Origin of the sequence: Pontitalea aquivivens (assembly GCF_046507575.1) — a bacterium.
Taxonomy (GTDB): Bacteria; Pseudomonadota; Alphaproteobacteria; order Rhodobacterales; family Rhodobacteraceae; genus Pontitalea; species Pontitalea aquivivens.
Genome location: NZ_JBKFEY010000006.1, coordinates 103,970 through 118,306, shown reverse-complemented (window position 1 = coordinate 118,306; position 14,337 = coordinate 103,970). Strand labels below are relative to the sequence as shown.

Sequence of the window (14,337 nt, the reverse complement as noted above, 5' to 3'; positions counted from 1 at the left end):
CATGCCCCTGCCCCCCGCCCGCAGCGTTTCCGGCACCGCGCACCGATCCGGGGCGGCAATGCCCCTGCGCCGCGCCCTGCCCGAAGAGGTACCCGTGGCCATGGTCTATGACGGGTCGACCCAGGCGGTGATGATGGCCACCCCCGGCGACATCGCCGATTTCGCGGTGGGATTTTCCCTGTCCGAAGGCATCGTCACCGATCTGGCGCAGATCCGCGATTTCGAACAGGTCACCCATGACGCGGGCATCGAGGCGCGGCTGTGGCTGGCCGCCGATCGCGGCGCGCAACTTGCGGCGCGGCGGCGGTTCATGGCGGGGCCGGTGGGCTGCGGGCTGTGCGGAATCGACAGTCTGGATCAGGCCCTGCGCCCCCTGCCCCGCATCGACCGCCCCGGCCCGCGTTTTGCCCGCGCCACGGTCGCGCGCGCGGGCGATACCTTGCGCGCGGGCCAGATGCTTTATGACCAGACCCGCGCCACCCATGCCGCGGGCTTCCTGCGCCCGGATGGCGAAATGCTGTTGCTGCGCGAAGATGTGGGCCGCCACAACGCGCTGGACAAGCTGATCGGCGCGATGGCGCGACAGGGGCTTGACCCCGGCACCGGCGCCTTCGTGCTGTCCAGCCGGTTGTCGGTGGAACTGGTGCAGAAATCCGCGCTGGCCGGCTGCCCGATGCTGATCGCCGTATCCGCCCCGACCGCCCATGCCCAGCGTCTGGCCGAGGGTGCGGGCATCACCCTTGTCGCCTTTGCGCGGGGCGAGGGCTTTGACATTTATTCCCACGCCCACCGCATCACATCCGAGATCCCCGATGTCGCCTGAAAAAATGGTCCATATGGCGAACCAGATCGCCATCTTCTTCAAATCGCAGCCCGGGACGGATGCCAGCGACCGCGTGGCCGCCCATCTGCGCGACTTCTGGGAACCGCGGATGCGCCAGCAACTGCGCGACCATGTCGCCAAAGGGGGCACGGGGCTGGATGATCTGGTGGTCCAGGCCGCCAGTTCGATCTGATCGCGCCGATTCAGACCAGCCGCAGGTCGCGCGCGATCATCGCGGCATGGGTGCGGTTGCGCGCGCCCAGCTTGCGGCATACCGATTTCACATGCAGCTTGATCGTCACCTCTTGCAGGCCCAGATCGGCGGCGATCACCTTGTTGGCCTTGCCTTCGCAAATCCCCTGCAGCACGCGCATTTCGCGCGGGGTGAATTGCGAATCCGCCGGCGCATCGGGCTGGCGCATGAAATCGAAGGGCACATATTTTTCGCCCGCGATCATGAAGCGCAGCGCCTGCAACAGCGATTTAGACGCCAGCGTCTTGGGCACAAAACCCGCCGCCCCCGCCGTCAGCGCCTGTTCGACCGTCGCGCGCGAGATGTTGCCCGACAACAGCGCCACCGGCCGCCCGCCGCTGTGCGCCAACACACGTTCCAGTCCCGCAAGCCCGTCCATGCCCGGCATCTTGTAATCCAGCAACACCAGGTCGAAGGGGCCGGCATCATCAATCCGGTCAAGCGCCTCTTGCAGATTGCTGGCCTGCACGACGCTGGCACCTTCCTGCGTCTCAATGAAGGCACAGATCGTTTCGCGCACCAGTCCGTGATCGTCGGCAACAAGTATCTTCATCAGTTTCCCAGCCGTATCGTACAACTGCCCGTTTCCCGTGTTGGCAGATCGGTCCCCCTGTTCAACTTGTGGTATAGCACAGCCAGCGCCACCGCAGAATACATCGGGATGATCTTTTTCATCGTTACAGTACACGAAAGTATCAGCAATTCAGGGTTTCGTAACGGTTCGCCCACGCTCAGGTTAGGCAGAATTCGTATACATATGGTTTTCAGTAGATCATCTACTATCCTTAAGAGACTATGGATTTTCGAAAGACAGCCGCAGATATTCACATGCACCATGCCCGGCACGATCCCGCGCCCGGCCCCGTTCCAGATGAGTTGCTGCATGATGTTCGCATTTCCCAAGACAGACCCGTTCACAAGGCGCTGTGCCCCTGTCCTGCTGGCTTTATTTGCTTTTTTCGCGGCGCCGGCAATCGCGGCGGATCTGTCCCAACCGACGGGCCGCGTGGTCCTGACGGTGGATGGTGCCATTGGCGTGACGAATGCCCCCGGCGCGGCACAATTCGATCTGGCGATGCTGGAATCGCTTGGCACGGTCGTGGTGGAAACCTCGACGCTCTGGACCCGGGGGGTGATCCGTTTCGAAGGCGTGCCCCTGCGCGCGCTGCTGGACCGGCTTGACATCCGCACCGGCCAGATCCAGGCCATCGCCGCCAATGATTACGGTGTCGCCATCCCGGTCAGCGATGCGGTCGACGGCGGCCCGATCATCGCCTTCCGCCGCGATGGCAGGGAAATGACGGTGCGTGGGAACGGCCCGCTCTGGATCATCTATCCCTATGATTCCAATCCAGATTACCAGACCGAAGCGATCTATGCCCGCAGCATCTGGCAACTGGTCCGCATGACGGCAAAGCCATAGGGCATGTTTGGCGGGCAGATCAGCGCCGGGCAGCGACGCGTTCTGGGACGACTGGCGCGCAGCCTGAACCGCAGCGGCCTTTACTTTGCGCTGGTCACGGCGGCGGTGGGGCTTTGCATCGCCGTGTCGATCTTTCTGGCTTCACGCGTGGCCCAGCAGATCGACGTCAAGACTTCGGCGGAATCGGACAAGGTGCCGTGGAACCTGGCCCAGACCGAGGTCGAGCTGATTTCGCTGCAGCTGGCCCTGCATGAAGCGCGCGAAAACCCGGCGATGGATCTGGGCAAGGTCCGGCTGCGCTTTGACATCTTCTACAGCCGGATCATGATCCTGTCGCAAAGCCCGCTGCACGCGCCGCTGCGCGAAGGCCGCGATGTGGCCCACGCCCTGGATGAGGTGACGGGCTTCCTGCACGACGCGGCCCCCATGGTGGATGCGCCCGACCACGAATTCCGCCTGCAACTGCACGAACTGGAACTGGCCACCACCGCGATCCGCCCCGCGGTGCGCACCATCGCGCTGACCGGGATTCAGCTGTCCTCGGCGCTGGCGGATCAACGCCGCGCCGACTTTGTCACGACGCTGCGCGATCTGGCGGTGCTGACGGTGGCGCTGGTCATCTTCCTGCTGCTGGCGGTGGCCATTCTGGCGCGGCTGTCGGCGATCAACACCGCCCGCGCCCGGGCCGAGCGGATGATGCATGAACGCATCGGCACCATCCTGGCCAATACGCTGGATGCGGTGGTCGAGGTCGACGCCGATGGCCGCATCGCCGAATTCAACGCCGCCGCCGAACGCATCTATGGCTATACCCGGGCCGAGGCGCTGGGAATGCCCGCCGATCTGCTTGAGGTCGAACAGACCAGAGCGATACCCATCGTCGACAGCCTGCGCAACCTGAGCGGCACCGGACTAAGCCTGATGATGGCCCGGCACAAAAGCGGGCGGCAATTCCCGATCGAATTCGCGATCAATGCCCTGCCCGACCGCAAGGGCGAAAGCTATGTCGCCTTCGCCCGCGACATCACCGGACGGCTGGACCGGGAAAATGAACTGCGGCAGGCCCGCGACCGGGCGATCGCCGGGGAAAAGGCCAAGCAGGCGATGCTTCAGGTCATGAGCCATGAAATCCGCACGCCGCTGAATGGCCTTCTGGGCACGCTGCAGCTTCTGGAAGATACCGACCTGACCCCCGAACAGGCCCGCCTGGCCGAGGTGATGCGCGCGTCCGGCGAATTCCTGATGCAACATGTCAACGACGTTCTGGACATCTCTCAGATCGATTCGGGGACGATGGCCCCCAATCCGATGCCGCTCAGCCTGCAGACGCTGGTGCGTGAGGTGGCGGCAAACCAGAACGGGCTGGCGCAGGCGCGCCACAACCGGATTGAGGTGGTCGACAACCTGGGCCAGGACCGGCGCGTGCAAAGCGATCCGAAATGGCTGCGCCAGATCCTGTTCAACCTGATCAGCAATGCCAACAAGTTCACCAGCAACGGCCGCATCACCATCACGCTGGACCGCCCCGACCCGACCGGCCCCTATCGCATCGCCGTGGCCGATACCGGCATCGGCATCAGCCAGGCCAATATCACCCGCATTTTCAGCGATTTCGTCACCATCGACCAATCCTATGAACGCACCGCCGGGGGTACCGGGCTGGGCCTTGGCATCGCACGGCGGCTGGCGCGCAAGCTGGGCGGCAACCTGACGGTGGAAAGCCAGCTGGGCATCGGCAGCACCTTCACCCTGACTGTGCCGCTGACCGATCTGGCGGCCGAACCCGACGAACCCGCACCGGCCAGCCCGGCCTCTGCACAGTCGATCCGCCAGCTGTCCGTCCTGATGGCCGAGGATAATCCCGTCAACCGCCTGGTCCTGCGCGAATTGCTGCAGCGCGAAGGCCATACCGTGACCGAGGCGCATGATGGCCGGGAAGCCGTCGATCTGGCCCAGACGCAGCACTTTGACCTGATCCTGATGGATATCAGCATGCCGCGCATGAACGGCATCGCCGCCACCCGCGCGATCCGTAACGGGCAGGGGCCGAACCGGGCCACGCCGGTGGCGGCGCTGACCGCCCATGCCTCGGACAGCACACAGTTCCAGCAGGCAGGGATGGCCGAGGTCGTCGTCAAGCCCATCTCACGCACCAGGCTGCGTGACGCGATCGCGCGGATTTGTGGCGATTGCGGGACCGATGACCCCGCCGCGCCCGACACGCCCCTGCTGGATGCCGCACATCTGCAGGAAATGCACGATACCCTGCCCTCTGACCGCTTTGCGCGGCTTCTGGACAACTATCTGGCCGAGGCTGACCGCGGCTTTGCCAAACTGGCCACCACCGACAGCACGTTGCTGGACCTGGACCGCGTGGCCCAGCGGGCGCATAAAGAGGCGGGGTCTGCCGCCACCTTCGGGCTGACCCACCTGCGCGCCGAACTGATCCGGGCCGAACAGCTGGCCCAATCCGGCGATGCCGATGCCCTGGCGCCGGTTCTGGCGCAACTGCCCGAAATCTGGCAACAGACACGCCGCGCCGTGGCCGACTGGCGCCGCGATTGCGCCACAGGCTGATCCTGACCAAAGGGATCGGTACATATCCTTTCGCATATTTTATCGCTCTATTTCATTCGCCTTTGGCGTGTCGGCCTCTCGGACGCGCCCGCGCATTCGCCCCCCGGAACCATTAAAATAACGTAAAGTCATCTGATCCCCGAGTGCGCCATGATCGCCATCAGCAAACACGGACGCCCCCTTCTGCCCGATCTGCGCGCGCTGTTTTCGCGCGCGATCCGGCCCGCCGTCCGCCCCCTGCCCCCACAGGCACCGCCACAGGCCGATACGCTGGTGCCGCGCGACCTGTTGCTGGGGCGGATGCTGATCTGCCTGGACCTGACCCCCGCCATGGTGGCGCAGATCCGTCCCTGGGCCGGCGCCCTGGGCGGCACCGTCCTGTCCGTGGCCACCCCGGATCAGGCACTGACCGCCGCGCGGTCCGGCCCCGCCATCCTTCTGTGCCACAGCGCCACCGGCCCGCAGGACCCCACCCTGCGCGCCCTGCGCGATGCCGTCCCCCATGTGCCGCTGATCTGCCTGTCCGGGTCCACCGATCCGGCCAGCTTTGAGGCACCCGACCCGACCTCGGTCGATGCCGCGCTGCGCGCGCCGCTGACCCGCACCGCGCTGTGCCTGGGCCTGCAGGCGGCGCTGGCCAATCGCGCCTTTCACAGCCACTGACCCCCGCTTCCAAAGCAAGACGCCCGGATGGCGACATCCGGGCGTCTTTGCATCCGTGCGGGCAGGCAGCGGCCCGTCAGGCCCCCTGCGCCAGAAGCAGCGTATCTTCGGGCACCACCGCCTCACCTTCCACTATGTTCATCTGCCGCATCTGCCAGGCAAAATTGTTCACCCGCGCCTTTTGCAGCGCCACGTTCACATCCGCCGCATCCGCGGGCAGCGCCAGCGACACATCGCAGATCGACAGCCGTTCGACCGACAGATCATGCGCCCGCATCCGCGTGGACGCCATCACCACCGGCAAATCCGGCCGTTCCAGCCGCAGGATCCGCAGCTTGTCCAGCACCGCCGAAATGCCGCCAAACCCCTCGATCTCGATGAACAGCAGCGACCACACCCGGCTGGGCGAGCCGACCAGATTGTTGAACCGGCGCAGATCGGTGCACAGCGCGACATCACGGCCCAGATGGCGGATCGTTTCGATTTCATAGGTCACGGGCGCGGTTGCGGCGGCAAAGACCAGCACCGGATCAAGCCGCAGCGGCAAACCCGGCCCCGGCGTGCGATGCGCCTTGAGCATCAGGGGCCCGTCCGAAGGCATGCGGTTCAAAAGCAGCTCAATGTTCATGTTCGGCCCCTTCCGGACTTCCCGTTCCTGTCCCTCGACGACCTGTGGCATCAGAACAACGCCAGCCAGATCGCGATTCCCCAACACAGCACACCCACGATGCCTGCTGGCAAAAGCCACCAGCCGGAACTCGCAAGATCGTCAAACCATCTGGGCGGCGTTTCCGGGGGGCTGGCCAATGGCGCATTTGCGCTGTCCCTGCGCCCGGTCTGGTCCCGGTCTTTGCCCGGCCCCACGCCCCTTGCGAGATACTCGTATCCATCCACCATCTCAGCGCCCAAAACTTTTGGTCTGAACTTCATCCTATGTCGCACGGCAGAGTTGCTCAAAGGCGCTTAAGGTTAACCGATTGTGTAGACGTAGCCTCAAATATACCTAAGGATGCATTGCACCATCATAGGATATACTCTCCCTGTGGTTGTTTGACAAATATCAAAGTCACCCGGGGCCATAACTGCCAGAACAGGCGCCACCGATGACCGATTGCGCCCCGATGTCCCCACCTGTCTGCCCCCCGCCCCCCCGCCAGCCCCCCCTTGCGCGGCATCCGGCGGGGGTGTTCTTCACACTTGCGGCGCTGATCGCGCTGGGGCTGCCCTGGCTGTGGCTGCTGGCGCTGGATGACCCGCGCATGGTGCATCTGCGACTGGGGATCTTCGGTTTTGGCGGCGGCGCGGTGACCGGCTATGTGCTGACCGCACAACGCGCCTGGACGGGGCGCCAACCCGCCCTGCCCGCCCTTGCCCTGGGCGTGCTGTGGCTGACCGCGCGGGGGCTGGCGCTTGGCCTGCCCGATCAGCCGCTGGCCTTCCTGCCCCCGGCGCTGGCGGTGGCGCTGGCGGTGCTGTGGCCGGTCCTGGTGGCACGGCGATGGGGGCGCCTGCCCGTGGCCGCCGCCCCCCTGGCCCTGACGCTGGCCGAGGCCGCCCTGCCCGCCGCCGACATCCCGCCCCAGACGCTGGCCTTGGCCATGGCCGCGCTGATCCTGTTCGTGGGCGGGCGCGCGATCCCCGCCTTTCTGGCCACCGACCGGCAGCGCCGGGGCCTGCCACCGCGCCCCACGGGGCCGCTTTGGCCCGGCCTGGCGGCCTTGGCGGCGGGTCTGGGGCTGAACGGCCCCGGCGGCCTTGCCGGGCTGGTTCTGGCGGCGCTGTGGGTGCTGTGGCGCGCCTGGCCCGGCATCCGCCCCGGCGCGCCGACCGATGCCGCAAACCGGATGCTGGGCCTGGCCTATACCGGGCTGGCGGCGGGGCTGTGCGGCATCGCGGCGGGTCGTGTTGATGCCCTGCCGCCGCTGGCGGCGCTGCACCTGCTGACGCTGGGTGCGATGGGGCCGATGATCCTGGCCTTTGCCGCCCGGACCACCATGCACCGCCCCCCCGGCGCGGGGCTGCGGCCCCGGCGGCGCCACTGGCTTGCGCTGGCGCTGATCGGGGCGGCAACGCTGGCCCGCGTGGCGGCGGAACTGGACCCCGCCAACCCGTGGCTGACCCTGTCAGGACTGGCCTGGTCGGGCGCCTGGGCGCTGTTCCTGTCGGTCCATGCCGCCGCCCTGCCCCACCCCACCCCGCATCCGGTGCTAAGTGCGGCGCGATCTTTTCCTATGCCGCCCCCCCCAGGCGCGCTACACTGACCAGGCAACGCGACGACGGCCCGCAGTGATCCAGCCCCGGGGGAAGCGCCATGACCGCAGTGCAGGACCCAAAGATCCTTGGGCAGTTTCCGCCCTCTTTCCCGTTGCGCCGTTTCTGGTTCGCCGAACAGCTGGCCCCGGGCGACCCCGGCAACAACATCGCCGTGCGCTGGCACATCGCCGGGCGGTTCAATGCAAGCCTTTTGGAAAATGCCCTGCGCGCGATCGTGGCGCGCCATGAAATCCTGCGCACCCGGCTGATCGACCAGGGGGGCGACCTGTGCCAGCAGGTTCTGGCCCAGACCACCTTCAAGCTGGATGTGGTCGACATCCGCCAGCTGCCGGCGGCCGAACATGAACCCCGCATCCGGGCCATCGCGCAGGAACTGGGCGCCCGCCCCTTTGACCTGACCCAGCCGCCACTGCTGCGCGTGGCGCTGGTGCAGACCCATCACGACCAGGCCGAAATCCTGATCACCGCGCATCACACCGTCTTTGACGGCTTTTCCATCCGCGTTCTGGGCCGCGAACTGGGCACCATCGCCGCCGCGATGGACGCAGGCCACAGCCCCGACCTGCCCGACCTGCCCCTGCAATACGGCGATTTCGCGCTGTGGCAGGGCGAATTGCTGGAAACCGGCGCCCTGCAACCCGCACAGGATTACTGGACCGATCAGCTGCGCGGGATGGCCTATTTCGAACTGCCCCCCGATCACCCCCGCCACGCCGATCCGCAGCGCCGCGCGGGCGCCGTGCGCCGTGATCTGCCCCAGGGGCTTGATGCCGCCCTGCAACGGCTTGGCAGCGCGCAGGATGCCTCGGCCTTCATGATCGCCGCCACCGTCACCGCCACGGCGCTGGCACGGGCCACCGGGCGCACCGACATATCCTTTGCCACCCCCACCGCCTGCCGTGATGAACCCGATCTGGAACAGCTGATCGGGGTGTTCATCAACACGCTGGTCCTGCGGCTGGATCTGGCGCCGGGCGACAGTTTCACGCAGAACCTGCGTCACACCCGCGCGGTGGTACAAGGCGCGCTGGAACATGCCGATTTCCCCTTTGACCTGCTGGTCCGCGCGCTGAACCCCGCCCGCGACCCGCTGCGCCGGCCGCTGACCGCGATCACCTTCAACATGCAAAAGATCTTTATGGAAGAGACCGATTACGGCCCTTTCACCCTGACCTCGGCCCCGTCACATGCGCCGGGGATTCAGGGCGATCTGGGCATCAACCTGATCGGTCGGCGGGGCCACTGGACCCTGGTGGTCGATTACGACCGCGCGCTTTACGATCCGGCCCGGATTGAATCGCTGGCTGACAGTGTTCTTGAGTGTTTCGCACAGGCTTTGGCGCATCCCGATCAGCCGCTGTTGCCCGCCACGCCCGCGCCAGCCCCCCCTGCCCCCGATGCCGACCGCACGCGACTGGCGCGGATCTGGGGCGATCTGCTGAACCTGCCGCCGGACCGGATCAGTGGCGATTTCTATCAGGCAGGCGGGCATTCGGTTCTGGCGCTGCGGATGCTGGCGCGGGTGGAACAGGCCTTCGGCCACCGCCCCGCCATCGCCGCCTTCCTGCGCGACCCGACACTGGATGGCCTGCTGGCCGAACTGACCCGCGCGCGCGTGCCCGCGCCCGCCCAGACGCTGTGGGATCTGTTCGAACTGCGCCCCGGCGCGCCCCATGCGCCGGTGATCGTCGCGGTCAATCAGCCGCTTCTGTATCAGTCTCTGATCCGTGGGATAGAGCCTGATTGCACCATCGCCTGCCTGACCGTGCCCGACCGCGCCACGATGCACGCACAGGCCGATCAGGGCCTGACTGCGGTGATTGAGGCGGCACAGAGCCTGATTTCCGCCCGCTACCCGGGCCGCCCGCTGGTGTTGATCGGGCTTTGCGTCGATGGCGTGGTGGCGCTGGCCACGGCACAGGCGCTGGCCGCCGATGGCGCCGATGTCCACGATCTGGTGCTGATCGACAGCTGGGCCCCCGATGCAGGCGCCGCCATCCCCGCGCGGGTCCGCTGGCTGCGGCGGCAAAGACGGCGGCTGCGGCGGATCGGGCATAACCTGCGGCAAAAGCTGCGCGGCCAGATCGGCTGGCGCGATCTGGCGCTGACCAGCCGGCTGCCCGCCGCCCTGTTGCGCCGCCTGAATCTGGCCCCGCCGGTGACGGATGCCGAACGCCTGATCGACGACCTGGTGTCCCATTTCCTGACGCTGACCCGCGACCACAGCTTTCCGCCCTATCGTGGCAGCACCATCGTGATCCGCACCGATGAAAACCTGCCCGATGTGCTGCGCGATCTTTACGGATGGGGCGACCGCCTGCCTGCCGATACGGCGGTGTTCCACATTCCCGGCTGGCATGGCGATGCGGTTCTGCGCCAGGGATTTCAGCGTCTGTCCCGTATTCTGGGCGACCGGATCAGGCGCATCCCGCGCGCCTGATCCTGGAAATTGCCAATTGGCAATTTTTTACTTCTTGCCGAATTTCGCCGCGAAGAACTGGTCGAAAGCGGCACGCAAAGCGGCCTCGGACAGGTTGTCGGAAAATTCCAGCGTGATCTTGTGTCCGCGCTTTTTCATCATCACGCCCGATTCTTCGGGCGCGCGACGGAACACCGTCGCGGGGCGGCTGGGGCGGGGCCCTTCGCCCGCCGTCTTCAGCCGCGCCAGAACCTTGGGGCCGGGCACCGCCGCCCCCTGCCCCGCCCGCGCCGCGGCCTGTTCGGCGGCGATCGCCGCAGCCTCGTGCAACACGCGTTCGGCGGCATCATCATCGGCCAGCAAGGGTTTCAGCGCGCGGGCGTGCAGTTCCTTCACCTCACGGATCGAGGACCAGGCCGCAACCACCGCCTCGGGCAGGCGCGCCAGCTGCAGATAGCGCGACAACCAGGCCTCGGACACCTCAAGCCGTTCGGCCATCGTCTTTTGCCGGCCGCCGTAATACAGATCCAGCGCATGGGCGTAATCGCGCGCGCGTTCGTAATCGGACAGATCCTCGCGGTCGCGGTTTTCAATATCCGCCAGGCGGAAGGCCTCTTCATCCGTCAGGTCGCGCACCTCGATCAGATAGCGGAACTGCGGATAGTTATGCGCGCGCAGCCAGGACACCGCGAAATGCCGCCGCGCGCCACAGATCACCTCATATTCCGCGCCGGGGCCTTCGCGGCGGCGCACGATGGCGGGAAATTCCTGCTGGCCCTGCGCCTTGATGCTGTCGATCAGGTCGCGGCAGTTGTCCTCGGTCAGCAGGTCATAGGCGCGGTTGTGACGGTCCCACATCACGCATTGCGCGGGGTCCACCCAACGCAGCACCTTTTCTTCGCGGGTCCCCGCCTCGGCCAGCGCGTTGGACCGTTTCAGGAACCGCGTTCCGGCCCGGTCATCCGCCGGGGCCGGATCGGCGGCAATATCCTTCAGAACATCGTCGAAAATGGCATCGTGGCGCTTGCTCACAGCACACCCTCCTTGCGCAGCGCGCGGTGATGGCTGGGCCATGTCTTGCGCGCCAGAAGTTCGATTTCACGCCCCACCGCATCCAGATAGGCGCGGCAACGGCGATGGGTTTCGGTCCGCGTCGCGGCCCCGGTCAGTTCGTAAACCGTCGAAAGGTTCGCGGTCGCATTGTCAATCTCGGCGCTGTCTTTCAGAACGGCATTCAGCATATCCTGCGGAAACACCGCATCCATCATCCGCTTGATCGCCACATGCGCCGATTTCTGGTCGTTCATCTTTGTCGCCAAAATCTTGACGAAGCTGTAAGACCGCGCGCCCCCGTGCAGCGCCAGTTCGCCCAGCGTGGCCTCCATCATCTTCAGGAAATGCGCGGTTGAGGCAAAGTCGATGTTGTTCGGCGGCGTCGGGATCACCAGCGCATTGGCCGCGCGCAGCACCGACAGCGACAGCATCCCAAGCGCCGGCGGCGGGTCCAGCAGGATGATGTCGAACTGATCCGCGATGGTTTCGACCCCCTCGCGCAGGCGATCCAGGATGAAGGTCGGTTCGCGTGCCATGCGGGCGGCAAATTCATATTCGGCGTCATACAGGCCAAGGTTGGCCGGGATCAGCGCGATATTGGGCCAATAGGTTGCCCGCAGCGCGTAATGCAGCGTCTTGGGCCCGCCATGCCGGAAAAAGGGATACAGGGTATCTTCCTCTTCGTCGACATCCACATCCGGGTTCATGCCGAAGACGGCCGTGGTCGATGCCTGGCTGTCGCAATCGATGACACAGACGCGATAGCCCTTCAGCGCGAAGAACTGCGCCAGATGCGTCACCAGCGTCGATTTTCCAACCCCGCCCTTGAAATTCTGCACCGCCATGATCAGCGGCGGATCATCGGGCGCGCGATGGGGCAGGGTGCCGAACACTTCGCGCATGCGGTTCACCTCAGCCAGGGAATAGCCCAGGCGGCGGCCGGTTTCGGCGTCTTTTTCCGGGTCGGGCAGGCGGCCATCGGCCTCGGCGTCACGAATGGCTTTTTCGGTGCGGCCCACCATTTCGGCGGCGGTGCGCACGTTGAAACGCAGTTCCAGCCGTTTTTGCGTGCCGGGGGCAAAGACGCGTTCGCGCAGCCGCTCGATCACGGTTGAGGCGCGGCGGGTCAGCAGGGACAGCTCTTCAAGGCTGACGGGGGGGATTACGGTGGTATCCATGGATGTTCCGTTCTGATGCTGGCGGAATCATGCGACATTCGGCCTGTCAGGTAAAGTTCGGATTTGGCGGGTCTATCCGCGAAAAAACCGGAAGTTGGGGCAGGGGGCCTGTATTCCGTAACATCCGTGGCAATACCCCCTATCGCCGGACTTCAGGCGGTGAAAACTGTCCCAACCCATCCCAATTCGTAAGGGTTTGATTCGGTGTCGACCAGGGCCGTGTAAACCAATCCGAAATCCTGTGGATAAAAAAACAAACCTGAAGTTCAGATTCTTATAGATTCAGTGTTCATCCTGACCAATGTCTTGAAACACATACAAATTCCGCAACTGCGCTTACGTTCCGGGTGGGGTAGGCTTACCTTTCGGGCGGCTATCCCTTACGAATCGGGCGATCTGGCCTTACGATTCGGGTGGGTCTGAAACCTTACGTCTTGGGTGGGCGCCGATCCGGTCCAACAGCACGGCGAAAAAGCCTTTGAAACCAAACCCCTGCGAATCACCTGCGAACGCTGCTTTCGGCAAACTCTTACCTTTTGGGTGGATACCCCGATGAAGGGTTGAAATCTTACACAGCCAAAACTACAAAAGTAAGCAGAACGGGGTAGGCTGAGCATGGCTGAAAAATCATACCGCACCATAGACGCCAAGCCAAACGCCGAAAGCCTGATCAAGCCCGGCGAGCTGGTCGACCTGATCGAGGTCACCCCCCTGACCCTGGCCGACCGGCGGATCTATAACCAGCTTCTGGAAAATGCGTGGGAGGCGATCGACAAGCCGGTCACCCATGTCATCGCCAAATCCGCGCTGCGCGGCAGCCACAATTCCAACGACCGCATCGGCGAAAGCCTGGAACGGCTGATGTCGGCGATCGTCAAGGTCGCGGTGACCTGGGACGGTGAACCGGCGGTGGAACGGGTGCAGCTGCTGGGCGGCAACCTGGAAGGGTTGCGATCCGATGGCATGCTGGAATATGAAATCCCCGCCCGGCTGCGCAAGATCATCCGAAATTCGCAGGTCTTTGCCCGCCTGCAGCGCGAGGTGATGTTTGCCCTGTCCTCAAAATACGCGCTGACGCTGTATGAAATGGTGCAAAAGCGCGGCAACCTGCGCTGGAAGGCGTCGGAACGGTTCACGCTGGATTCCTTGCGCGGTGTATTGGGCGTGCCCAAGGGCAAGCTGACCAGCTGGTCCAACCTCAAGCTGCGGGCGATCGACCCCGCCGTGGCCGAGGTGAACGCGCTGTCGGATTTTCTGGTGGAAATCGACCCGGTCAAGACGGGGCGCGCGGTGACGCATGTGGAATTGCGCTGGTGGCGCAAGGATGGCGATGCCTCGGGCGCGGCGGATCGGGCGTTGCAGTTTTCCAAGGTGGGCCGCCGCGTCCGCGCCGAAGGGCGCGAGGAAAAGCTGGCGGGGCAGGGGGCGCGGCCCGATGTGGCGCCCCGGCCCGCCTGGCTGGATGCGCGCGGCGCGGCGCTGCGCACCGAAACCTATGAAACCGCGCGTCTGCGCCACCCGGGCTATGACATCTATTTTGTCGAAGGCGAATGGCGCGCCTGGTCGGCCGGAAAACCGCCTGCGGATGACCCGGACCGGGCCTTCCTGGCGTTCTTTCGCAAGTTTGCCGAGGCGAATCCGATCTGAAATTGCCAATTGGCAATTTTCGCGGCG

At 65.3% G+C, this 14,337-nt stretch carries 12 protein-coding genes; 8 read left to right on the top strand and 4 right to left on the bottom strand.

Features of this window, described 5'->3' with window-relative positions:
- Position 1: 1 nt before the first annotated feature.
- Positions 2 to 823, top strand: coding sequence for a formate dehydrogenase accessory sulfurtransferase FdhD (gene fdhD / locus ACK8OU_RS09945; protein WP_410303227.1), 822 nt, complete (start codon positions 2 to 4; stop codon positions 821 to 823).
- Positions 813 to 1,016, top strand: a complete 204-nt coding sequence (locus tag ACK8OU_RS09940; RefSeq protein WP_410303226.1) for a formate dehydrogenase subunit delta — start codon at positions 813 to 815, stop codon at positions 1,014 to 1,016. Before fdhD ends, ACK8OU_RS09940 begins: the two co-directional genes overlap by 11 nt.
- A gap of 10 nt (positions 1,017 to 1,026) precedes the next feature.
- Here the strand turns inward: ACK8OU_RS09940 and ACK8OU_RS09935 are convergent, their stop codons facing one another.
- Entirely contained in the window at positions 1,027 to 1,629 is a 603-nt protein-coding gene (locus tag ACK8OU_RS09935) for a response regulator (RefSeq protein WP_410303225.1), read from the bottom strand.
- Between the two features lie 330 nt (positions 1,630 to 1,959).
- On the opposite strand from ACK8OU_RS09935, the gene ACK8OU_RS09930 reads away from it, so the two are divergent.
- The 3 genes from ACK8OU_RS09930 (at position 1,960) to ACK8OU_RS09920 (ending at position 5,739) form a co-directional block, all read left to right on the top strand.
- On the top strand, positions 1,960 to 2,499 hold the full coding sequence (locus ACK8OU_RS09930) for a putative pterin-binding protein (protein WP_410303224.1): 540 nt from the start codon (positions 1,960 to 1,962) through the stop codon (positions 2,497 to 2,499).
- A 3-nt stretch (positions 2,500 to 2,502) separates the two neighbouring features.
- Positions 2,503 to 5,076 carry a hybrid sensor histidine kinase/response regulator gene (locus ACK8OU_RS09925; protein WP_410303223.1) on the top strand — a complete coding sequence of 858 codons (2,574 nt, stop codon included), beginning with the start codon at positions 2,503 to 2,505 and terminating at the stop codon, positions 5,074 to 5,076.
- Positions 5,077 to 5,226: 150 nt separating this feature from the next.
- Positions 5,227 to 5,739: a hypothetical protein gene (locus ACK8OU_RS09920; protein ID WP_410303222.1), complete on the top strand. Its 513-nt coding sequence runs from the start codon at positions 5,227 to 5,229 to the stop codon at positions 5,737 to 5,739.
- A gap of 76 nt (positions 5,740 to 5,815) precedes the next feature.
- On the opposite strand, the gene ACK8OU_RS09915 is transcribed toward ACK8OU_RS09920, so the two are convergent.
- Positions 5,816 to 6,367: a hypothetical protein gene (locus ACK8OU_RS09915; RefSeq protein WP_410303221.1), complete on the bottom strand. Its 552-nt coding sequence runs from the start codon at positions 6,365 to 6,367 to the stop codon at positions 5,816 to 5,818.
- A gap of 556 nt (positions 6,368 to 6,923) precedes the next feature.
- On the opposite strand from ACK8OU_RS09915, the gene ACK8OU_RS09910 reads away from it, so the two are divergent.
- Positions 6,924 to 8,000, top strand: coding sequence for an NnrS family protein (locus ACK8OU_RS09910; protein ID WP_410303220.1), 1,077 nt, complete (start codon positions 6,924 to 6,926; stop codon positions 7,998 to 8,000).
- Between the two features lie 50 nt (positions 8,001 to 8,050).
- Positions 8,051 to 10,453 (top strand): condensation domain-containing protein, encoded by a 2,403-nt coding sequence (locus ACK8OU_RS09905; RefSeq protein WP_410303219.1) that lies wholly within the window; start codon positions 8,051 to 8,053, stop codon positions 10,451 to 10,453.
- Between the two features lie 27 nt (positions 10,454 to 10,480).
- On the opposite strand, the gene ACK8OU_RS09900 is transcribed toward ACK8OU_RS09905, so the two are convergent.
- Both ACK8OU_RS09900 and ACK8OU_RS09895 read right to left on the bottom strand, forming a co-directional pair.
- A complete protein-coding gene (locus ACK8OU_RS09900; RefSeq protein ID WP_410303218.1) occupies positions 10,481 to 11,464 on the bottom strand; it encodes a ParB/RepB/Spo0J family partition protein in 984 nt (327 codons plus the stop codon).
- Positions 11,461 to 12,663 (bottom strand): AAA family ATPase, encoded by a 1,203-nt coding sequence (locus ACK8OU_RS09895; RefSeq protein ID WP_410303217.1) that lies wholly within the window; start codon positions 12,661 to 12,663, stop codon positions 11,461 to 11,463. Before ACK8OU_RS09895 ends, ACK8OU_RS09900 begins: the two co-directional genes overlap by 4 nt.
- A 615-nt stretch (positions 12,664 to 13,278) precedes the next feature.
- Here ACK8OU_RS09895 and ACK8OU_RS09890 point away from each other — a divergent pair.
- Positions 13,279 to 14,310, top strand: coding sequence for a replication initiation protein (locus ACK8OU_RS09890; RefSeq protein WP_410303216.1), 1,032 nt, complete (start codon positions 13,279 to 13,281; stop codon positions 14,308 to 14,310).
- Positions 14,311 to 14,337 lie beyond the last annotated feature (27 nt).